16 protein-coding genes are annotated in these 20,375 nt (G+C 74.2%); 8 read left to right on the top strand and 8 right to left on the bottom strand.

Going from position 1 to position 20,375, the window contains the following annotated elements:
- The first annotated feature begins 1 nt into the window (after position 1).
- Positions 2 to 3,544, top strand: a complete 3,543-nt coding sequence (locus tag ACZ5CW_RS24230; RefSeq protein ID WP_468604636.1) for a serine/threonine-protein kinase — start codon at positions 2 to 4, stop codon at positions 3,542 to 3,544.
- On the opposite strand, the gene ACZ5CW_RS24225 is transcribed toward ACZ5CW_RS24230, so the two are convergent.
- The 3 genes from ACZ5CW_RS24225 to ACZ5CW_RS24215 all read right to left on the bottom strand — a co-directional run bounded on the left by ACZ5CW_RS24225 (position 3,541) and on the right by ACZ5CW_RS24215 (position 7,042).
- A complete protein-coding gene (locus tag ACZ5CW_RS24225; RefSeq protein WP_468604634.1) occupies positions 3,541 to 4,320 on the bottom strand; it encodes a hypothetical protein in 780 nt (259 codons plus the stop codon). The two genes, ACZ5CW_RS24230 and ACZ5CW_RS24225, sit on opposite strands and share 4 nt — an antisense overlap.
- A gap of 115 nt (positions 4,321 to 4,435) precedes the next feature.
- Positions 4,436 to 5,176, bottom strand: coding sequence for an FAD binding domain-containing protein (locus ACZ5CW_RS24220; RefSeq protein ID WP_468604632.1), 741 nt, complete (start codon positions 5,174 to 5,176; stop codon positions 4,436 to 4,438).
- 153 nt (positions 5,177 to 5,329) lie between these two features.
- Positions 5,330 to 7,042, bottom strand: coding sequence for an MFS transporter (locus ACZ5CW_RS24215; RefSeq protein WP_468604630.1), 1,713 nt, complete (start codon positions 7,040 to 7,042; stop codon positions 5,330 to 5,332).
- A 209-nt stretch (positions 7,043 to 7,251) separates the two neighbouring features.
- On the opposite strand from ACZ5CW_RS24215, the gene cpt reads away from it, so the two are divergent.
- Complete coding sequence (gene cpt / locus ACZ5CW_RS24210; protein ID WP_468604829.1) at positions 7,252 to 7,773, top strand: chloramphenicol phosphotransferase CPT; 522 nt, start codon at positions 7,252 to 7,254, stop codon at positions 7,771 to 7,773.
- A gap of 238 nt (positions 7,774 to 8,011) precedes the next feature.
- Here cpt and ACZ5CW_RS24205 read toward each other — a convergent pair whose 3' ends face one another.
- From ACZ5CW_RS24205 to ACZ5CW_RS24190, 4 genes are read right to left on the bottom strand one after another with little or no spacing between them, the layout of a single operon-like run.
- A complete protein-coding gene (locus tag ACZ5CW_RS24205) occupies positions 8,012 to 8,749 on the bottom strand; it encodes a YoaK family protein (RefSeq protein WP_468604628.1) in 738 nt (245 codons plus the stop codon).
- Entirely contained in the window at positions 8,730 to 9,254 is a 525-nt protein-coding gene (locus ACZ5CW_RS24200; RefSeq protein WP_468604626.1) for a DoxX family protein, read from the bottom strand. The genes ACZ5CW_RS24205 and ACZ5CW_RS24200 overlap by 20 nt, the downstream gene beginning before the upstream one ends.
- A 44-nt stretch (positions 9,255 to 9,298) precedes the next feature.
- Positions 9,299 to 9,961 (bottom strand): hydrolase, encoded by a 663-nt coding sequence (locus ACZ5CW_RS24195; protein WP_468604624.1) that lies wholly within the window; start codon positions 9,959 to 9,961, stop codon positions 9,299 to 9,301.
- Positions 9,962 to 10,020: 59 nt separating this feature from the next.
- Positions 10,021 to 11,907, bottom strand: coding sequence for an amidohydrolase (locus tag ACZ5CW_RS24190; RefSeq protein ID WP_468604622.1), 1,887 nt, complete (start codon positions 11,905 to 11,907; stop codon positions 10,021 to 10,023).
- A 311-nt stretch (positions 11,908 to 12,218) separates the two neighbouring features.
- Here ACZ5CW_RS24190 and ACZ5CW_RS24185 point away from each other — a divergent pair, with 311 nt between their 5' ends.
- From ACZ5CW_RS24185 to ACZ5CW_RS24175, 3 genes are all read left to right on the top strand, one after another.
- Entirely contained in the window at positions 12,219 to 13,190 is a 972-nt protein-coding gene (locus tag ACZ5CW_RS24185; RefSeq protein ID WP_468604620.1) for an alpha/beta hydrolase, read from the top strand.
- Between the two features lie 20 nt (positions 13,191 to 13,210).
- Complete coding sequence (locus ACZ5CW_RS24180) at positions 13,211 to 13,930, top strand: alpha/beta fold hydrolase (protein WP_468604618.1); 720 nt, start codon at positions 13,211 to 13,213, stop codon at positions 13,928 to 13,930.
- A gap of 77 nt (positions 13,931 to 14,007) precedes the next feature.
- Positions 14,008 to 14,988 (top strand): AraC-like ligand-binding domain-containing protein, encoded by a 981-nt coding sequence (locus ACZ5CW_RS24175; protein ID WP_468604616.1) that lies wholly within the window; start codon positions 14,008 to 14,010, stop codon positions 14,986 to 14,988.
- 156 nt (positions 14,989 to 15,144) lie between these two features.
- Here the strand turns inward: ACZ5CW_RS24175 and ACZ5CW_RS24170 are convergent, their stop codons facing one another.
- Positions 15,145 to 16,305, bottom strand: coding sequence for a lysostaphin resistance A-like protein (locus ACZ5CW_RS24170; protein WP_468604614.1), 1,161 nt, complete (start codon positions 16,303 to 16,305; stop codon positions 15,145 to 15,147).
- A 138-nt stretch (positions 16,306 to 16,443) separates the two neighbouring features.
- Here ACZ5CW_RS24170 and ACZ5CW_RS24165 point away from each other — a divergent pair, with 138 nt between their 5' ends.
- The 3 genes from ACZ5CW_RS24165 to ACZ5CW_RS24155 all read left to right on the top strand — a co-directional run bounded on the left by ACZ5CW_RS24165 (position 16,444) and on the right by ACZ5CW_RS24155 (position 20,287).
- Complete coding sequence (locus ACZ5CW_RS24165) at positions 16,444 to 18,792, top strand: sensor histidine kinase (protein WP_468604612.1); 2,349 nt, start codon at positions 16,444 to 16,446, stop codon at positions 18,790 to 18,792.
- Positions 18,789 to 19,448, top strand: a complete 660-nt coding sequence (locus tag ACZ5CW_RS24160; protein ID WP_468604610.1) for a response regulator — start codon at positions 18,789 to 18,791, stop codon at positions 19,446 to 19,448. The genes ACZ5CW_RS24165 and ACZ5CW_RS24160 overlap by 4 nt, the downstream gene beginning before the upstream one ends.
- 89 nt (positions 19,449 to 19,537) lie before the next feature.
- The gene (locus ACZ5CW_RS24155; RefSeq protein WP_468604608.1) at positions 19,538 to 20,287 is read left to right on the top strand and encodes an SDR family oxidoreductase; all 750 of its coding nucleotides are present in this window, start codon (positions 19,538 to 19,540) and stop codon (positions 20,285 to 20,287) included.
- The last annotated feature ends 88 nt before the right edge of the window (positions 20,288 to 20,375 follow it).

Raw genomic sequence — 20,375 nt, 5'->3', positions numbered from 1 at the left:
CGTGGAAGCGGGCAGCACCTTACTGACGGAGTTCACGGTGGAACGGCCGCTGGGCAGCGGCGGGTTCGCCGGTGTCGTACTGGTCCGTTCGCGCCGTACCGGCGAGCGGTACGCGGTCAAGCGTCTGCACAGCGCCGACCCGGCACACCAGGGGAGGCTTCTCGCGGAGGTGCGGCGCTGGATCGACCTGCCCGCCCACCCGCACATCACGCCCTGCCGGTTCGCCCGCAGTCTCGGCGACGAGGTCGTCGTCTTCAGCGAGTACGCTCCCGGCGGCTCGCTGGCCGACCACCTGCGCTCCGGCACACTGCACGAAGGCGGTGAACGGGCCGCGCTGCGTCGCGTCCTGACGGCGGCGGCCCAGTGCGCGTGGGGACTCGCCGCCGCGCACGAGGGCGGTCTGCTGCACCTGGACATCAAGCCGGCCAACCTGCTGGTCGACGGGCACGGCGCGGTCCGGCTGACCGACTTCGGACTGGCCGCGGCGCCGGCCTGGGGCGAGGAGCAGCGCCTGCAACTCGAAGCGGTGGTCCAGTACATCACCGCCGTGCCGGACACCGACGAAGCGGACCGCGAGCTGATGCGCAGCATCCTGCGCCAGCAGCTGCACCCGCCGCGCCCCGGTTCCGAGGCCTCCCTGCAGGTCTCCGGCGCCGCCGCCGGCACCCCCGCGTACGCCTCGCCCGAACAGGCCGGGGGACAGCGGGTCGGCGTCCCCGCGGACGTGTGGAGCTGGGCGGTGACCGTCCTGGAACTGCTGGTGGGCGAGCGCACCTGGCCGTCGGGAACCGTGGCCGGCCTGGTACTGCAGGCCGCCCGGACGCGGCCCCTGACACCGAGGTCGCTGCGCGTGCCGCCCGCGCTGGCCGACCTGCTCGAGCGCTGCTTCCGCACGGAGCCCGGCGAACGCCCGCACCCGCTGGGTGAACTCGCCGAGTCCGTCCTGCGGATCGCGGAGGAGGAGACCGGCGAGCCCCTCGCGGTGGTCCGGCCTCCCCGGCCCTCGACCGCCACGATCCCGGCGCAGCCGCGGTACGAACGGCGGGCCCCCGGCGGCGGAACGTGGAGCGACCCGCGCGGTCTGCTGCACTACGCCTACCGCACCGCGGGCCTCGACGAGCGGGCCGCCGTGGACTTCTGGCCGCTCGACGTGGGCGGGCCGCGCGCCCAGCTGCTCGGCGACCTGCGCGCGCTGCGGGAGGCCCGGCGGGTGCTCGACGGCCTGCCCGGGCGGGACGCCCCGGAGACGGCGTACGCGCGCGGCCGCTGTGCGGCCGAGACGGGCCGGGTGCTCGAAGCGCTCGGCGACGTCGACGGCGCCCTCGCGCAACTGGGGACGGCCGCCGACCTCGTCGGCCGGCTGACCGACGACCACAGCCGTCTGCTGTCGGCCGTCCTCGGCTCGCTGTGCCACCTCCAGCGCCGTACCGGCGACCTGGCCGCCGCCCTCGACACCGCCGAGCGTGCCGTGGATCTGGCCCGAAGCCTGCCGGGCGGTCCGGAGGACCGGAGCGTCCTGGGCCACGCGCTGGTGCTGGAGGCGAACGTCCTGAGCGACCGGGGTGTCCGGGGCGCCAGGGGGCATCACGGGGCCCGGACGGCGCGGGCCGTCGAGCTGTACGAGGCCGCCGCGGAGGAGTTCGCCAGCTCCGACGACCCGCTCGACGTGGTCCCCACCCTGATGAACCTGGCCGCCGTGGAGAGCACGCGCGGCGACGGCCGACGCGCTGCCGAGCTGTGGGGGAAGATCGACGCACTGCTGGACGAGCGCCTCGAGCGGGCGCCGGCCGACCGGCAGGCGCGCGAGATGCGTGCCACCGTCTGCCTCCAGCGGGCGCAGGCGGGGACACCGGGGCAGGCGGCCGCCGCCGTCGAGGTGCTCACCGCCATGGTGCGCGACGAGGGCATCCACCAGCTGGCCGGACGCCTGGGGGAGGCACTGATCCTGCGCGGCCGGGACGAGGAGGCGGCCGACCGGGTGCATGCCGCGCGCGACAGTTACGCCGAAGCGGTGCGCCACCTGGAACAGGCCGTGCTTCTGGCCGGCGACGCCGGCGACGCGGACCACCTGGCCCGGGCCCATGACAACCTGGCCAATCTCGTGGGGGTCCTGGAGGACCCGGTGCGCGGCCTGGAACACGCGCGTACCTCCCTCGACCTGTGGCGCCGGCTCACCGCGCTGGACGGCCTGGCCGTCTGGGGCCCCAGGTTCCTCCACGCGCTGACCAAGCTCGCCTTCGTCGCGCTCGACGCCGATGCGCCCGAGGAGGCCGAGCGCTGTCTCGCCGAGGCGCTGGAGATCCTCGCCGCGCCCGAGTACGCGGACCACGCCCCCGTGCCCGACCCGGAGGCGGCGGCCGTCCACCGCTTCCGGGCGGTGTGGCTGCGGCGCACCGGCCGGGCGCGGGAAGCGCTGGACGCCTGCAACCTGGCTCTCGACCTCCTGGGCGCGTCCGGTGACCCCGCGGGTGGGGCGGGCGACACCGACCCGGCCCTGCGGCCGGAGACGGCCGTCATGTACGTGCTGGCCCTGGAGACGCTGTCCGGGGTCTACGACGACCTCGGCGCGTACGAACCGGCTCTGCGGGCACAGGAGGCGGCGCACGCCGCGCTCGTGCGGTCGGCCGGCGGTGACGCCGTGTCGGCGGAGCTGGCGCAGAGCATCCAGCGGGTGGCCAACTCACGCCTGCTGTACGGCTCGCACGCCGAGGCGGCCGAGGCGGCGCGCCGCGCCGTCGACCAGTACGCGGCGCTGATCGGTCAGGGCCGGAGCGACCTCGCCACGGAAGCCTCGCGGGTGACCGGCGTGCTCGCGACCGCACTGCTCTGTCTGGGCGACATCGAGGGGGCCGAGCGCGCCCTGGAGCAGACGCTGTCCCGGCACGGCACTCTGGCGACCGACGATCCGGCCCTCGGCCGCGCAGCCCGCTTCGTCAGCCGGTGGCTGCCCACCTCGCCGAAACCCGCCCACCGCAGGGGCGCCGACGTGCACGCCTTCATGTTCGAGGCACTGCGCGAGCAGCAGCGGGAGCTGCGCGCGCTGCTCGCCGTCACGTCGGGTGGTCTTCCCGCTCAGCTGGCCGTGTTCGAACGCGACCTGAGTTCGGCGTCCGACATCGGGGCCAAGGCCTCGCCACGCGACGCCTCCATGCTGCTCGGCCAACTCGTGGGCAAGCTGGTCTGGCTGAGTACCCGGCACCCCGGTGCGAGTGTCGAGCACCTGTGCGGGGAGGCTGCGCTCCGGCTCGGCGCCTTCGCCATGCGGTGCGGTCGTGACGCGGCCGCCGTGAGCGGCTTCAACAGGGGAACCGCGGCCTATCGCACCCTGGTGGTGGAGTACGGGCGGCGGGACCTCGTCGACCGGTACCTGCGGGCGCTGTCCGCACCGGTCCTGCTGCACGGAGCGCGCGGGGACACGGAGTCGGTGCGTGCCGCGCTGCGCGAACTCGAGGCGCAGGCGCGGCTCCACGACCGCCCCAGCGCCGCCCGCCGGGTGGAACTCGCTCACGCCGACCTCGCGAGGATCGGCGTCCACGTCTCCTAGGGGCCGGTCGCCCGCAGCCACAGCGGGGCGCCCACGAGGATGCGCTGGGCGCCGTTCAGCTCCGGCTCGTGCCCGAAGTCCCAGCGGCCCGGGCTGAGCGTGACGTCCTTGTAGACGACGGCCGCGAACTGGCAGCTCTCGATGCCCGCGACGGTGTAGGCGCGGGTGTCGGGGCGCCCCGGACGTCCGGAGGAGGCCGCGTGCGCTCCTTGGTGGAGCGCGGTTCTCAACGCCTCGACCGCGACGGACTCGTCGTCGTAGGAACGAGGGATCCTCGCTCCCCGGGTGGCGACGAGTTCCTCGATGGCGGGAGCGGCGGACGACGTCCACCCCGTGGCCTGCTCCTGCGGCGCCGTGTATCCCGTCAGGTTGCCGAGGCTGCCGAACAGACACAGGTCCACGCGGCGCCCGCGCCTGCTGTCCGTCCGGACGTGCACCAGGCACGACTCCTGGCGCGGGCCGTGCTCCGCCGGCGTACCCCACCGCTGGAACTCGGTGACGTCGGCCTGTCCCCGGCCCTGCACGAGATGGAGCGGTCCGGGGGTGTCGAGGTCGGACACGAGTTCGTCGCCGAGCTTCTTCGAGACCTTCTTCATGATCTCGAAGCGGGTGGCCTTGCCGCGTTCGTGACCGCTCAGTTCGACTCCCGCGCCGGCGGCGCCGACCTTGACGACCGACTTGAGCCGGGGGTCGACGCGAATGCCGTTGGAATCGATCACCTCCTCGACGAGTCGCTCGGACCAGTACACGATCCTGCCCGCCGGCGTTCTGGGCATCGCTCGACCTCCGCGCAGCTCCGGCCTGCCACGAAGGAGAGGCCGCTGGTACAGGAAGACGAACGGGGTGCGGCCGGAGTTCCCTCGAGGACCCGTACGGCGGAACCCGGACGTCCTACGGCCGCTGGGGGTCCTCCCGGTTGCCGCGACCCTCCAGAAGACCGGTGACCTGCGAGTCGACGATCTCCCAGACGGCGGGCGGCAGTTCACCGAGCGCCGTCCCGCGCAGCGCGTGCAGGGCCTGCTCGGCGTCCGTGCCGCCTGCGGTGCCACCGCTGAACACGTCGTAGCCGTCGCGGACGGCGACCAGAAGGCGGCTGCCCGCGCCGTCGTCGGCGTGCACCGCCGAGGCGACGACGAGTGGCGGCGCCCCGCCCGGCTCGGCCGGCAGCTTGCGGTACGCGGAGGCGATCGGCGCACGCCAGTGGAGGCTGAGCAGCGCGGGGCGCTTGGCCACCACTTCGGCCAGATCGGTCTCGTGCACGCCCTCGGCGTCCAGCACCCTCGCCCGGGCGTCCAGGACCAGCGCCGCGGGCAGCAGGCAGCGCAGCGTGCTGCCAACCAGGTTCCCGCCGACGGTCGCCGTCCGCCGTACGGCGCCGGTGCCCACCGTGGCGGCCGCCAGGCGCAGGACGTCGGGCACCCGGTCGTCGATCCGGTGCAGGATCACGGCGGCGCCCACGGACTCCCGCCCGATGATGTTGGCTTCCGGCAACTCGCGCAGGGAGACGGCCAGTTCGGGGAAGCCGTCGCGTTGCCAGGCGGCCCACACGAGGGTCGCCCCACCGATCGGCACAGCACCCGCGGCCAGACACTCCTGCGCTTCGGACACGGACGTGGGCAGACGCAACAGCACAGCGGCCGACCTTTCTTCCCGAGGAGTTGGGGACGGGCGGACTGCTTCGGACGATCCGTTGGCCACCGCCTCGCCGTCAGTCGCAGTCTTCTCGCACGGGCGGGGGCGCGTCCAGGGCTCACACGCGCACACCGTGCACCTCGCCGGCGGCGGTCAGCCGTGCCCCTTGCCGTCCCGAGTGCCGTCCCGAGTGCCGTCCCGGGCGTTCCCCGTGTCGTCCGACGGTGCCGTCGCCCGGTCCGCGGCCGCCGGGACGAGCGGACCGGTGAGGGAGTCGAAGGCGTGGGTCACCTCGGGCCGGGTGCCCGGCACGAGCAGTTCCCTGGCCCGCTCCTCGTCCCGGCGGTCGGTGGCCGTCAGCCGGGAGTGGTGCTGGGCGAGGTGGTCCGACCAGGAGGCGACCAGGTAGTTCTCGACGAAGCGTTCCGGGTCGCCGCCGTCCTGGTACAGCCCCCAGGTGAGCGCTCCCGTACGGCGCCGGGAGCGGGCGACCCGGGTCATACGGGCGGTGAACTCGGCGCGGTCCCGCGGCCCGACCCGGTAGACGACGGAGACCAGCACGGGGCCGTCCGCCGCACCGGGCTCGAACAGCAGCGGAGGGGTGGGCCAGTGGTCGGAGGGTGAAGGGTCGAGGCCCTCGGTGCCGTGCAGCGGCCGGCGGTGGCCGACGGCCGCGCCGAGCAGCAGGGCGGCCCCGGCGATCAGCAGGGCGGCGGTGAGCCCGAGCCGGTCGGCCACCACACCCCACAGCGGTGCGGCGAGGGCCTGTCCGCCCTGGAAGACCACGAGATGGACGGCGAGTCCACGGGCCCTGACCCAGCCCGGCAGCCGCGTCTGTACGGCCGCGTTGAGGGTGGACAGCACGCCGATCCAGGCGACCCCGGCGGGCAGCAGCGCGAGCACCACCAGCCACGGCACCCGGACCGTGGCCAGCACCGCCAGCACCGCCGCGAAGACCAGCGCACCGGCGGTGAGCGTGCCGCCCGCGCCGAGCACACGCCGGACGCGGGGCAGCAGGAACGCCCCTGCCACGGCACCCGCCCCCACCGCCGCCAGCAGCAGTCCGTATCCGCCCGAGCCGAGGCCGAGGAAGCGGTGCGCGGTCAGCGGCAGCAGCGACCACAGGGCGGCACCGCCGGGCACGAACAGCAGCGTGCGCAGCAGCACGCGGCGCACACCGGGCGCGTTCGCCACGTAGCGGCGGGCCGCGTGCAGGGCGGCCGCCGGCCGTTCGGCGCCGACGGCGGCCGGCCTCGGGGCGGGTTTCCATCGCAGCAGGACGGCGGCGATGCCGAGGTAGGAGGCCGCGTTGAAGGCGAACACCCAGCCCACGCCCGCGGCCGCGACCACCGCCCCGCCGAGCGCCGGTCCGACGGCTCGGGCCAGGTTCATGTTCACCGCGCCCAGTGCGGCCGCCTGACCGAGTCGCCGGCGTTCCACCAGGTCCGGCTGGATCGCCTGCCAGGCCGGGCCCATCAGGGCGGTGCCGCAGCCCAGCAGGAAGGTCAGGGCGAGCAGGATCGTCGGCGTCAGCGCGCCGGTGAACGCCAGCACGGTCAGCACCGTGGAGACCGCGAGCAGCGCGCCCTGCGCGGCGAGCAGCACCGAGCGGCGGTCGAAGCGGTCGGCGACCACACCGGCGGGCAGGGCCAGGAGGACGACGGGCAGGCTGGACGCCGTCTGCACGAGGGTCAGCAGGGCCGCGTCGTTCCCGATCAGCAGCCACTGTGCGCCCACCGTCTGCATCCAGCTGCCGATGTTGGACACCAGCTGGGCGATCCACAGCGCCCGGAACACGCGGGCGGCGAGGGGGGACCAGGGGGATTGCGGCGCGATGGTCGGCGCGGGTGAGGGGGCGGCGCTCATACGGGTCCACTGGGGTGCGAGGGTGGGAGGCGGTCGGCGGCTGCGTCCGCTTCTGACCGTAGGCGCAGGCGCGCGCGGGGAGTTGACCGGGAGCGCACCGGTCCTGGTCCCCCAGCGCCCGGCGCGTCCCCCGGCGTCGGCGCGGTGTCCGCCGTATCTCGTTTCCCGTCGCCGGGGAGTCGGCCTACTGTGGCGGCGTGACGCCTCAGATGATCATTCTCAACGGTGGTTCCAGCTCCGGGAAGTCCGGGATGGTGCGGTGCCTGCAGGCCGTACTGCCCGGGTCCTGGCTGGCGTTCGGGATCGACTCGCTCGTCGACGCGCTGCCGGCGAAGACGCGGGCGGCGGACGAGGGCATCACGTTCGCGGATGACGGCGGGGTGAGCGTCGGAGCGGACTTCCGGGCGCTGGAGGCCGCCTGGATGGAGGGCATCGCGGCCATGGCGCGGGCGGGCGCCAGGGTCGTCGTCGACGATGTCTTCCTCGGCGGAGCGGCCTCCCAGGAGCGGTGGCGCAAGGCCGTGGCCGGGCTGGCCGTCCTGTGGGTCGGCGTCAGGTGCGACGGCGCGGTCGCCGCCGGGCGGGAGATCGCGCGCGGGGACCGGGCCCGGGGCATGGCCGCGGCCCAGGCGGAGCTGGTGCACCGGGGAGTCGTCTACGACCTGGAGGTGGACACGACGCGTACCGAGGCCCTGGTGTGCGCGCAGGCCATCGCCGACCGCGTCGGCTGACGACGGACCGGGGTGCGCACGGGAGGGGCGCGGCTCGGACCGGGCGGCATCCGCTTCCACGAGGTGCACCGACCGCCGTCGCCGGACTTCCCCCGGGCGGTTTCCCGAGGCTGTTCGCGGACGAGGGGACCCCGGCCGGCGGACCCTGCTGCGCCGGCCGGCGGAGTCGCGACGTACGGGGCGACCCCGCGCGAACGGCGCGACCCCGCGCGCCGGGACGGACCGTGGGACGCCGTCCTCAGGGGTGCGGCCGGGCCCAGTCGGCGGCGCCGGCCGAGAGGCGGTGTGTGGTCACCGAGGTGAGCGCGAGGCACAGCAGTGCCAGGCCCAGGGTGAGGACGACGTGGCCGTGCAGGACCAGCAGGGCTCCGGCCAGGGCACCGGCGAACATGGCGAGGACGGACAGGATCCGCCGGCCGGGCCGTGGCGCCTCGCCGCCGGCCGGCGAGGAGTCCGCGGCCAGCCCGGTCAGCGTCAGGGTCAGCACGGTGGTGGTCAGATCGGGCACGCGGAGGCGGCGGGCGACGGCGTTCTGCAGCCCCATGGCCAGCCCGAGGAACACGATCAGGGTGTACTGGACGCCGTTGGTGACCCGGCCCCCGGTCCACGCGGCCACGGCCACCGTGACGGCGACCAGGACCGCCTGGGCACCGGCGGCCGCCCGCAGCAGGTGCCCGCGGTGCGCCGCGAACCGTGTGCCCAGCCGGCCTCCGGCGAGCGCCCCGGTGAGGAACGCCGCCAGGGACACCACGGAGGCGGACACCGACAGGCCGGCGGTGCCCGCCAGCGCGAAGCCGAGGAAGACGACGTTGCCGGTCATGTTGGCGACGAAGACGTGCCCGAGCGCGAGATAGCTGACCGCGTCGACCAGGCCGGTGACCACCGTCAGGGTCAGCATCAGCGGGGGCAGCGGACCGTGCCGGTCCCCCGCGGGCGGTACGAGCGTACGGGCCGCGTCAGTCAGCAGCCGGCGCATACGGCGTCCCTTCGGCCGGGGCGGACGCGCGGTGCAGCACCAGCCGGGTGAGCAGGCCGCTCGTCGGGCCGATCACGATCGCCGGCAGGACGATCCACACCGGCCAGTCGGTGATGCCCAGTGCCCGGTCGAGGGACCACCGGCCGGGCCCGGTGAGGACCAGTGCCGCGGAGACGGCGACGAGGACGAGCGGGTACTCGTAGCCGTCGTTCTGCACCCAGAGCCCATGGGACCGTTTGACGGTACCCGCGACCGTCATCACGCCCATGGCGGCCATCGCCGCGAGGGGTGTGAGCAGCCCGGCGGTCAGGAACAGGCCGGCGCCGATCTGACTGGCTCCCGCGACGACGGCGGTCAGCCGGCCGCCGCGGAATCCGTCGTGGCGGAACTCCTCGGTGCCGCCCGCCAAGCCATGGCCTCCGAGGTGGAAGCTCACCTTCTGCACTCCGTGCCCGGCGATGAGCAGTCCCACCACGAGCCGGAGGACCAGCAGTCCCGTGTTCATCTTCTCCTGCCTGTTCCTGACGGGGTGTGCCGTGGAGGCCGGGCTCAGCCGGCCGCGTGCCCGCCGATGAAGGCCTGTGCGTAGACGAGGCCGAGGCCGTAGGCGCCGCCGTGCTCCTTCACCACCTCCGTCACCGGCACGTACGTCTCCGAGCGGGCCCAGTCGCGCTGCAGCTCCAGCAGCACCTGCACCCAGGTGACCGGGGCCGCGCCGGCCTGGATCATGCGCTGGACGGCGTGCTCGTGGGCCTGGGGGCTGACCCCGCCGGAGGCGTCGGTGACGACGTACACCTCGAAGCCCTGGGCGAGGGCGGAGAGCGCGGGCAGGACGACGCACACCTCGGTCCACAGACCGGCGATGACGAGCTTGGTGCGGCCGGTGGCCTTGACCGCCTCGACGAAGGCGGGGTCCTCCCAGGCGTTCATGGTGGTGCGGTCGATGATCTTCTGCTCGGGGAAGACGTCGGCGAGCTGCGGCAGGACCGGGCCGGAGAAGGACTCGGCGGCCACGGTGCTCAGCACGACCGGCACGTCGAACACCTTGGCGGCCTTGGCCAGGCCCAGAGTGGAGTTGATGATCGCGGTGCGGTCGCCGCTGCCCGTGCCGAAGAACATCTGCGGCTGGTGGTCCACGAACAGCACGGCGCAGTTGTCGGGGGTGAGCAGGTCAGGGCTGGGAGCGGAGGTGACCTCGTTGATGTCGGCCATGACGGAACCTTTCCGGTGAGTGGGTGATGTGCGGTGCTTCAGCGGTGAGGCACCGGGGCTCAGAGGGCGAAGCAGGGGTCGAAGGGCGGGTGCGCGGCGTCCGCGACCAGGCCGCGGCGGACGCGCCAGGCGCGGTGCTGTTCCGACTCGGCGACGGCCTCACCGATCAGTTCGGCCTGGCGGGCGCCCGCGGAGCCGGGGGCGCCGGGCCGGGACGCCTGGTAGCCGCCGTAGTGCGCCACCGGGCTCCAGCCGGGACTGACGGGCGGCAGTTCCTCGTCGAGGCCCTCGTACTCGGCGGCGCCGTAGACGATCCGGCCGCCGGTGACGGTGAGCAGGGACTCGATGTGCGCGATGTCGGGCTCGGGCACGGTGAAGTAGTCGTCGGACAGCACGGCGAGGTCCGCGTAGCAGCCCGGCCGCAGCACGCCCTTGACCTCGTCCTCGCCGGTCAGGACGGCGCCGGCGCGGGTGAACATCTCCAGCGCCGTCGTCCGGTCGACGCGGTTCGCCGGCGGGCGCAGCGGAAGGTCACCGACGGTACGGCCGCTGACCAGCCAGTGGAGGGCGACCCAGGGGTTGTAGGTGGAGACGCGGGTGGCGTCCGTGCCGGCTCCCACGGTCAGGCCGCGCTCCAGCATGGCGCGGACCGGCGGGGCGTCGGCGGCGGCTCCGGGGCCGTAGCGGCGCAGGAACGCCTCGCCCTGGAAGGACAGGCGGTTCTGTACGGACAGCGCGCCGCCGAGCGCGGCGATCCGGTCGAGGCTCGCCGGGGACACCGTCTCCGCGTGGTCGAACAGCCAGCGGTTGCCCGCCGGGAAGAGCCCGTCCGCGGCCAGTTTCTCGAAGACGGCGAGATCCCGGCGGATGGTCTCGTCGTAGGTGGCGTGCAGCCGGAAACCCCAGCCGTTCTCCATCAGGAGGCGTACCGCTTTCTCGAACTCGGCCTCGTAGTCGGATGCGAGTTCGGGGCGCGGCTGGCTGAAATTCTCGAAATCGGCGGCCGCCCAGGTGAGATTCTCGCCCGCGCCGTTGAGCCGGAGCCAGGCGTCGCCGTCCTCGGGACGGGCGATGTCGATCCAGCGGGCGAGGTCGGCCAGCTCCTGCCCGGCCGTCTGCGGGAAGAGGTGATAGGCGATCCGCAGCGACAACTGGCCGGATTCCGCCAGTTCCCGCACGGTGCCGTAGTTCTCGGGGAAGTTCTGGAATCCGCCGGCCGCGTCGATGGCCGAGGTCAGCCCGAACCTGTTCAGTTCGCGCAGGAAATGCCGGGTGGACGTTTTCCTGTCCGCGCCCTGGAGCACGGGCGCCTTCGCCAGGGTCGAGTACAGGATCAGGGCGCTGGGCGCGGCCAGCAGCATGCCGGTGGGCTCCCCGTCCCGGCCGCGCACGATCTGCCCGCCCCTGGGGTCGGGGGTGTCCCTGCCGTATCCGGCGGCCTCGAGCGCCGCGCGGTTGAGCACGGCCGACTGGTACAGGTGCAGGACGAAGACCGGGGTGTCCGGGGCGGCCGCGTTCAGTTCGGCCACGGTGGGCAGCCGCCGTTCGGCGAACTGCTCTGCCGACCAGCCGCCCACCACCCGTACCCACTGGCCCTTGGGGGTGCGTGCGGCCTGCTCACGCAGCATGGCCAGGCCCTGGCGGAGGGTCGCAACACCGTCCCAGCGCAGCTCCAGTACGTAGTTCAGGCCGCCGCGGATCACGTGCAGATGGCTGTCGTTGAGCCCGGGGACCACCCGTCGGCCGAGGGCGTCCACCACCCGGGTGCCCGCCCCGACGTGCGGCGCGACGTCCTTGTCGTCACCGACGACCGTGATGACACCGTCCCGGACCGCGATCGCCCCGGCCTGCGGGCGGGCCGGGTCGCCGGTGTGGACCTTCGCATTGCGGACGACGAGGTCCGCGGGGTCGTCGGTGGCTCGGGGCACGAGCCCACCGACCGGCATGGATGACACGTTTGCAGGACCCCTTCCGGGCAACGGTGAATTCACGGGCCGACGGCGGGCCGCTGTGCCGTCACGTTAGGTCCGGCGGTTTCCTTCGTGTTTCCTCTCCGCGCACCGGGCCGTTTCCCACAGCGCACCGGGTGCGCGGCCCGGAGAACCCGTGCGCTGTGGGTACACCGGCCGTACGCTCACGGGCAATTGCCCTGCGCTCGGCCGATTTACGGTGGCGTTCAGCGGCGCCGGACCAGTCAGTGACACGTCCGGCTCGTGTGCCGGATCTTCCGGCAGCCCAGGAAATACGAGGAGATTCGATGTCCGATGCCGTAGCGCCGGTGCAGCCGGTACTGGAACCCGTCGCAGCCGAGTTCGCGGAGGCGACCGCCAATCCGCCGTATCTGTTCGACCTGCCGCCGGCGGAGGGCCGTAAGGCGGTCGACGAGGTGCAGTCCGGCGACATCGAGAAGCCGGCCGTCGACGAGGAGTGGGTCACCGTCTCGGGCGGTCCCACGGGCAGCGTCCGGGCGCGGATCGTCAAGCCCGCCGGCGCCACCGGCACCCTTCCGGTCATCGTCTACATCCACGGCGCCGGCTGGGTGTTCGGCAACGCCCACACCCATGACCGGCTGGTGCGCGAACTCGCCGTCGGCGCGCAGGCCGCGGTGGTCTTCCCCGAGTACGACCTCTCCCCCGAGGCCCGCTACCCGGTCGCCATCGAGCAGAACTACGCCGTCGCCCAGTGGGTCGTGGAGCAGGGTGCGGCCAAGGGCCTCGACGGCTCGCGGCTGGCCGTGGCCGGTGACTCCGTCGGCGGCAACATGACCGCCGCCCTGACCCTGATGGCCAAGGAGCGCGGTGGTCCGGCGCTGGTCCAGCAGGTGCTGTTCTACCCGGTCACGGACGCGAACTTCGACACGCCCTCCTACCACCAGTTCGCCACCGGCTACTTCCTGCGCCGCGACGGCATGCAGTGGTTCTGGGACCAGTACACGAGGGACGAGGGCGAGCGCGCCCAGATCACCGCGTCCCCGCTGCGCGCCACCACCGAGCAGCTCGAGGGTCTGCCCCCGGCGCTGGTCATCACCGGTGAGGCCGACGTGCTGCGCGACGAGGGCGAGGCGTACGCGAACAAGCTGCGCGAGGCCGGCGTGCCGGTCACCGCGGTCCGATTCCAGGGCATCATCCACGACTTCGTGATGCTCGACGCCCTGCGTGGCACCCACGCGGCCGGGGCGGCCATCGAGCTGGCCGTCCGCACCCTGCACACCGCCCTGCACACCGCCTGAGCCCAGGAGCCAGCACCCTCATGACCGCCTCCACTCCCACCGTCGTCCTCGTCCACGGCGCGTTCGCCGACGCCGCCAGCTGGTCCGGGGTGATCGAGGAACTGCGGCGCGACGGCATACCCGTCATCGCGCCGCCCAACCCGCTGCGCGGCCTCGCCTCCGACGCCGCCTACATCGCCTCCGTGGCCGCCCAGATCGACGGCCCCGTCGTCCTGGTCGGCCACTCCTACGGCGGTGCGCTGATCACGGTCGCCGGCACCACGGAGAACGTGGTGGGGCTCGTCTACGTGGCCGCCTATGTCCTGGAGGAGGGCGAGAGCCTCGGCGAGCTGCAGGGCCGTTTCCCGCTGTCGCCGCTCGTCAGCAACCTGAAGCAGTGGACGTACCCCGTCCCCGGCGGGCAGGACGCCGTCGAGGTCACCATCGCCGCGGACGCCTTCCCGTCGGTCTTCGCCGCCGACGTGGCCCCCGAGGTCACCCAGGTGCTCGCGGTGGCGCAGCGGCCGCTGGCCGCCGCGGCCTTCGAGGAGACCGCCTCCGCCGCCGCGTGGAAGACCAAGCCGTCCTGGGCGCTGGTGGCCGGCGCGGACCAGGCGATCAACCCGGAGGTCGAGCGCTTCGGCGCGAAGCGGGCCGGGGCGACCGTCGTGGAGCTGGAGGGCGCCTCCCACGCGGTCGCCGTGTCCCGGCCCGAGGAGGTCGCCGGCCTGATCCGGGACGCCGTCCGCGCGGCCGGCTGACGACCCGCACGGACCTCGCCCTTCCGCCCGTGCGGGAGGGCGAGCCGGGCTCCGTGCGCTATTTCTCGAGGAAGTCCGTGTCCCACGTTCTCTCCACGGTGCCGCTCGCCGCCTCCGACCGCGCGGAGCGCTGGCACGACGCCGTCGCCCGCACCTTCGTCCCGCTCGACGTCGCCCTTCTGGAGGAGGAACCGTCGCCGGGAAGGATCGTCGGCCGGCGGATCGGTGCCTTTCAGGTCGCCCATGTCGAGGCGGGCCCCCAGGTGGTCTCCCGCAGCAGCCGGCTCATCGCCCGCGACGACCAGGAGTACCTCATCCTGAGCCTCCAGCTCCGGGGTTCCTCGCTCAAGGAGCAGGACGGAAGGGAGTCCGTGATACGGCCGGGCGAGTTCTCCCTGTCCGACTCCTCCCGTGTGTTCCGCAAGCGGCTGGACGAGAGGTTCCGCTTCACGTCCTTCCATTTCCCGCGGCAGGCGCTGCGCGTGCGGGACGAGGATCTGCGGGCGGTGACCGCGACCGCCTTCCGCCCGGAGGCGGGCAGTGCCGCTCTGGTGGCGACGTATTTCGCCCGCATGGCGCAGGAGGCGGCGACCTTCGACGCGGCGACGGGCCGTCAGGTCGCGGCCACGGCACTGGACTTGCTGGCGCTGCTGATCGAGGAGCGGCGCGGTCACCTCACGCCTTCCACCCCGGAGGCCGCGGCGACCACCCTGGTGCGCGTGAGGGACCACATCATGCGCAACCTGTCCGACCCCGGCCTCTCGCCGTCCTCGATCGCCGCGGCGCACTTCATGTCGGTCCGCTCGCTGCACAAGCTGTTCCAGGCCGAGGGGGCCACGGTGGGCGGCTGGATCCGGGCCCAGCGCCTGGAGCGGTGCCGGCGGGACCTGCTGCGGCCCGAGGAACAGTCGGGTGGTGTGGCAGCCGTGGCGCGGCGCTGGGGCTTCGTCAGCGCCAGCCACTTCAGCCGCTCCTTCCGCGCCGCCTACGGGATGTCTCCCCGGGACTGGCAGCTGGACGGCTCGTCCGGCGAACGGAGTATCGCGGTCAGCGTCTGAGCCTCGCGCGCGGCCGTCCCGCCTTCACCGACGTCCCCCGTAGTGGACATGCACCTCGCCCTCGACCGGCCTGCGCACCGTCACCCCCATCGCTTCCAGGACCCGACCCTGCGGTGAGCCTACGGTCCGGCACTGACAACGCCCCCGCCGGACACCTCAGTTGCCGTCGGCAGCTCCTGCCCCGGCCCCCGGGTGTCCGGGCGGTGCCCAGGGGCCCGCGGCCGGCCGCCCCGGCCACGGCTGCGGCACCGGGGCGCCCGGGTAGGGGCCGTGCGGCACCGGGGCGCCAGGGTGAGGACCGTGCGGGGACGGACCGTACGCGTAGGGGCCGTCCGGGTAGGGGCCGTACGCGTAGGGGTTGGCCGGGTACGGGCCGTACGGGACGGCGTAGGCGGGCGGCGGTGCGGGCGGCAGCGGTGCCGGGGCCGTGCGGTCCAGTGGGCGGCGGCGCAGCCACCACGCCACGGCCGCCGTGTACAGGGCGATGCCGACGACGTCGAGTGCGACCACTTCCCAGGGCGCGTCGGCCGCCGTCTCGTCGCTGTCGAGCCCGCCGGCCACCGCCGCCGCAAAGCCGAAGGCCATCAGGTTGTTGACCGTGTGCAGTCCGATGGATGCCTCGAGGCCGCCCGTCCGCCAGGTCAGCCAGCCGGCCGCCGCCCCGAACACCACCAGGTCGGCGAAGCCCCACGGCGTGCCCCAGCCGTGGGCGGCGGCGAACAGGACGGCCTGGGGCAGGAGCGCCACCCACGGCGAGCGCACGAAGGCACCCACACTCTGGGTCAGCCAGCCGCGGAAGACGTACTCCTCGGCGGCGGCCTGAAGCGGAACCAGTACGAGGAGCATGGCCAGGGCCGGCCCGAAGAGCGACCAGCCCGCCCAGCGGGGCTCCGGTTCGCCGTCCGCCGGCAGCAGGAGCATGGCGCCCGTCGTCAGGGCGACGACCGGCACGGCCGTGAGCACGCACCGGGCCAGCCAGCGCCACCTCAGTCCCCCCGTGGCGGAGGAGACCGTGCCCGCCGGCCGGCGACCGATCCACCGCACGGCGAGCAGCACGGCCGGTATGGCCACGGCGATCATCAGCAGGTCCACGGCGGTGCCCGACACCGGCCCGAACTCCACGAATCCGTCGGCGTCCTCGGGGTATCCCCTGCTGGTGCCCCACGCGGAGGACAGGACGTCGAGGACGATCACGGCGATGACGTAGGCCACGGCCACGACCAGCGTTCCCACCAGCGGGCGCCACCACCGGTGGCGTGTCGAGAGGCGGGCCAGACGGTGGTACGGGAGCGGCTCGGGGACCGGTGGATGCGTCATGCCGTCAGCCTGCCCGGGACACACGGGCCCCGTCATCGGCCCACGGCACGACGGCTGTCTCTATCCCCGGATAGGGACCGGTCTCGCCCTGTGGAATGGTGTCGGCCGTCCGGAGGGGCCTTTACGCTCGTCGGCGACATGGAGACGACACGTGACTGGCTTCTTCCCCTGGCCCTGGCAGGCGGTCAGACTGCCCTGCTGTGCGCGGGGTCGGGCCTGGACGGAGCATCCGGCACACCCCGTCTGATCGGCGTGGTGTGCGTGCTGGCCGTGGAGACGGCCGCGCTGGGCCGGCGCCGGCACACGCCGGTACGGACACTGGCCTGCACGCTGGTGACCCTCGTCCTGGGCGCGCTCCTGATGCCGGACGGATACCCGGGCATCGGCGCGTTGATCGCCCTGTACTCCGTCGCGGTCCGCTGCCCCGTGCCCGTCACGGTACGGGCCGTGGCAGCCGCCGTCGGCGTCGAGTGGCTGCTGGCGGCCGCTCAAGAGGGCCTGCGCATGCCGCTTCTGGCGACGCTGGGCATCTCCCTGGGCACGTACCTGCTGAGCGCCGGGCTCGGTGAGGCGCGTCGCCAGTGGCTGGCCGGCCGGCTGACCGCGGCCCGGCGACTGGCCGGGGCCGAGCAGACCCGTCGGCTCGCGGGCGACCAGGAGCGCCGGCGGCTCGCCCGTGAACTGCACGATGTGAGTGCCCATCACCTCACGTCGGTCGTCGTCACGGTCGACGCCGCGCGCAGGCTCCGGGACAGCCGGCCCGAACTGGCCGCCGAGGCCCTGGCGTTCGCGGAGCGAACCGGTGCCGAGACCCTCACGGCGTTGCAGCGTCTCGTCGGTCTGCTGCGGGATGCCGATCGCCCGGAGCACCGGCCGATGAGCGGCCGGATCGCTGAACTGGTCGCGGGGTTCGGCCGTCTGGGCCGCCCGGTCGACACCCACATCCCCGGCGATCTGGCCGGGCCGTCGGGCGAGGCGATCCACGGCATCGTCCGCGAAGCGCTCACGAACGCCCTGCGGTACGCGCCGGGCGCGGCCGCGCGGGTGATCGTCCGACGCAGGAACGGTCTGCTCGAACTGACCGTGGAGAACGGCCCGTCGCGCGCCTTCGCCCCGCACGGTGCCGGAGGTCTCGGCGCCGGACGTGGGGTCCCGGGGATGCGGGAGCGCGCCGCCTCGGTCGGCGGTGAACTCACCGCCGGACCCACGCGCGAGGGCGGCTGGCGGGTCCGTGCGACGCTGCCCGACGGGGCCGAGCCGCACCAGCGGCCCGGCCCCGCGTGGCGCCGCGACGTCCTGCGGGAGCAGCGGCTCGCCGACCCCGCCCTCGCCCTCGTCGCGATGCTGCTGCCCCTCGCCTGCGCCCTGGCGATGGTGGAGGACTGGCCGGCCGGCACCAGACGCGCCGCGCTGCCGGACCTGCTCGTGCTGACGGCGCTGCTGGCCCTCCACGCGCTGCCCCTGATCTGGCGCAGACGCGCCCCGTGGGCGGCCTTCCTCACCGTGCTGGCCACGGGTGTGCCGGCGGCGACGGCCGTCGTCGCGTTCCCCCTGTCGCCGCAGGTGGCGGAGTTCCTCACCGGCGGGGCGGCGGTGGAGACGCTCGCCGTGTACGCGATCGCCGCGTACGGGCAGGGGCCCGCGCGCACGGTGCCCGCGGTGGCCGCCGCGCCGCTCGCGGTGGCGACCTTGGTGACGACCGTGGCGTGCGCCGACGGTGTGCTGGCGGGTGAGCCGGCCGGGTGGGGTGACGCCGTCGGCATGGCCGCCCTCCTGTACGTCTCGCTGGCTCCCCTCTTCGCCGCCGTATGGGGCGCCGGACTCCTCGTACGGCGCCGCCGCCTGCGCGCCCTGGCCCACGACGACTACGCGTTCGCCAGCTCGATGTGGCAGGCGGACCGGGCCGCGCAGGCGGAACGACAGCGGGTGGCGGGCACGTTGCGCGACGCCGTGCTGCACCACACGGCGTCGCTGGTGGCGACGGCACGGCGCGCGGACCTGGAGGAGGTGGCCGCCGCGGCCCGGGCCGCGCTGGCCGCCATGCGGGACATGCTGCGCGGCCTCGGCGAACCGGAGGACGCCGACGACCGGCTCGCGCCGTCGCCGACCGCCGACGACCTCGACGCGCTGTGCCGCGTCCTGTCCGCCCGCGGCCGCGAGGTGCGTCTGCGGGGCCTGCCCGAGGCGGCCCGTGACCTTCCGGCGTCCGTGCAGGTCTCGGTGTACCGGATCGTCGAAGCGGCGCTCGGCGCGGGCGACCTCGGCCCGGCGCGCGTGACGCTCAGGCGGCGCCGTGACACCGTGCGCATCACGGTGACGGGCGTACGGCTCGCCGTCGCGGGACCCGTCGCCGAGCGCCTGGGCGTGCAGGTCGCCGCCGGTGAGGGGCGGATGGTGGGTGAACCGAGCGGTACGCTGCGGGTGTCGTTGCCGGCCGGACCCGTTCGGGCCCCCGTCCAGGAGGTGTCCCCGTCGCCACACGCGTGATCGTCGTCGACGACCAGGCCGTGGTCCGGGCCGGATTCGCCGCCATCGTGGACGCCGAACCCGATCTGACCGTCGTGGCCGAGGCCGGTGACGGAGCGACGGCGGTCTCGCTCGCCGCCGCCGGAGGCGCCGACCTGGTGCTGATGGACATCCGGATGCCAGGTATGGACGGACTCACCGCGACCCGTCTGATCACCGCTCTGGAGAGCGGGCCCCGGGTGCTGGTGCTCACCACCTTCGACCTGGACGAGTACGTGTACGAGGCGCTGCGCGCCGGGGCTTCCGGGTTCCTCCTGAAGGACGCCCGACCGGAGGAGTTGCTGTCCGCCGTTCGGGTCGTCGCCTCGGGAGACGGCATCCTGGCCCCCGCCGTGACCCGGCGTCTGATCGGCGCCTTCGCGCAGGGCGCCCCGGCGCCGCTGTCGGCCCCGGGAGCCCTCGGCCGACTCACCGTGCGGGAACGGGAAGTACTGCTGAAGATCGCCTCCGGTCTGACCAACGCCGAGATCGGGAGCGAACTCGGCGTGACCACGGGCACGGTCAAGAGCCATGTGAACGCGCTGCTGTCCAAACTCGGGCTGCGGGACCGGGTGCAGGCGACCATCCTCGCGTACGAGAGCGGACTGGTCCGCCCTCGCGGGCCACGGCAGGGCTGACCCCCGGCCGGGGCTCGCCCGCGCCGGCGGCCCAGGTCGGCGTCCGTTCACCGCCAGCGTTCCCCACGGCCGCCCGATGGAATGAGTGCATGAACGCACAAGCGATCCTGAACGGAAAGACGGCCCTGGTCACCGGTGGCAGCCGGGGTATCGGAGCGGCGACGGCACTGCGACTGGCGCGGGAGGGCGCGGACGTGGCCGTGACCTATGTGCACGGCAAGGACGCGGCGGAGGAGGTCGTGCGGTCCGTGGAGGCGCTGGGGCGGCGGGCTGTCGCCCTTCGCGCGGACTCCGCGGACGCCGAGGAGGCGGCGGGCGCGGTGGGGCGTGCGGCGGAGGCGCTCGGAGGGCTGGACGTGCTGGTGAACAACGCGGCCGCCGGGCTGATGGGTCCGCTGGAGGGCATGTCCCTCGCCGACGTCGACCGCCTGCTCGCCGTGAACGTCCGCGGGGTGTTCCTGGCCTCCCAGGCCGCCGCCGCGCTCATGGGGACCGGCGGGCGGATCATCACCGTCGGCAGTTGTGTCACCCGGCACGTACCGGGCCCCGGCGCCACCTTGTACGCGCTGAGCAAGTGGGCGGTCACCGGTCTGACCAGGGCCCTGGCCCGGGAGCTGGGCGGGCGCGGGATCACGGCGAACGTCGTGCACCCGGGCCCGATCGACACCGACATGAACCCCGCGGACGGTCCCTACGCGGACGGGCAGGCGGCCATGACCGCCCTGGGCCGTTTCGGCACCGCCGAGGAGGTGGCCGCCACGGTGGCCCATCTCGCGGGACCGGAGGCGAGGTATGTGACGGGCGCGGAGTTCTCGGTGGACGGAGGGTACGGCGCGTGACCGGGCGCGGGGGGGGGGGGGGGGGGGGGGGGGGGGGGGGGGGGGGGGGGGGGGGGGGGGGTGGTGGCCTTGGGGGGTGTAGCGTTTC

Source organism: Streptomyces sp. NPDC031379, from assembly GCF_055569615.1.
This window is presented reverse-complemented; position numbering and strand designations above follow the sequence as displayed.

Coding starts and splice junctions, on each gene's coding strand:
- ACZ5CW_RS24225 (WP_468604634.1), bottom strand. CDS start 4,320: ATGCCCAGAACGCCGGCGGGCAGGATCGTGTACTGGTCCGAGCGACTC.
- ACZ5CW_RS24215 (WP_468604630.1), bottom strand. CDS start 7,042: ATGAGCGCCGCCCCCTCACCCGCGCCGACCATCGCGCCGCAATCCCCC.
- cpt (WP_468604829.1), top strand. CDS start 7,252: ATGATCATTCTCAACGGTGGTTCCAGCTCCGGGAAGTCCGGGATGGTG.
- ACZ5CW_RS24205 (WP_468604628.1), bottom strand. CDS start 8,749: ATGCGCCGGCTGCTGACTGACGCGGCCCGTACGCTCGTACCGCCCGCG.
- ACZ5CW_RS24200 (WP_468604626.1), bottom strand. CDS start 9,254: ATGAACACGGGACTGCTGGTCCTCCGGCTCGTGGTGGGACTGCTCATC.
- ACZ5CW_RS24195 (WP_468604624.1), bottom strand. CDS start 9,961: ATGGCCGACATCAACGAGGTCACCTCCGCTCCCAGCCCTGACCTGCTC.
- ACZ5CW_RS24190 (WP_468604622.1), bottom strand. CDS start 11,907: ATGCCGGTCGGTGGGCTCGTGCCCCGAGCCACCGACGACCCCGCGGAC.
- ACZ5CW_RS24185 (WP_468604620.1), top strand. CDS start 12,219: ATGTCCGATGCCGTAGCGCCGGTGCAGCCGGTACTGGAACCCGTCGCA.
- ACZ5CW_RS24180 (WP_468604618.1), top strand. CDS start 13,211: ATGACCGCCTCCACTCCCACCGTCGTCCTCGTCCACGGCGCGTTCGCC.
- ACZ5CW_RS24170 (WP_468604614.1), bottom strand. CDS start 16,305: ATGACGCATCCACCGGTCCCCGAGCCGCTCCCGTACCACCGTCTGGCC.
- ACZ5CW_RS24165 (WP_468604612.1), top strand. CDS start 16,444: ATGGAGACGACACGTGACTGGCTTCTTCCCCTGGCCCTGGCAGGCGGT.
- ACZ5CW_RS24155 (WP_468604608.1), top strand. CDS start 19,538: ATGAACGCACAAGCGATCCTGAACGGAAAGACGGCCCTGGTCACCGGT.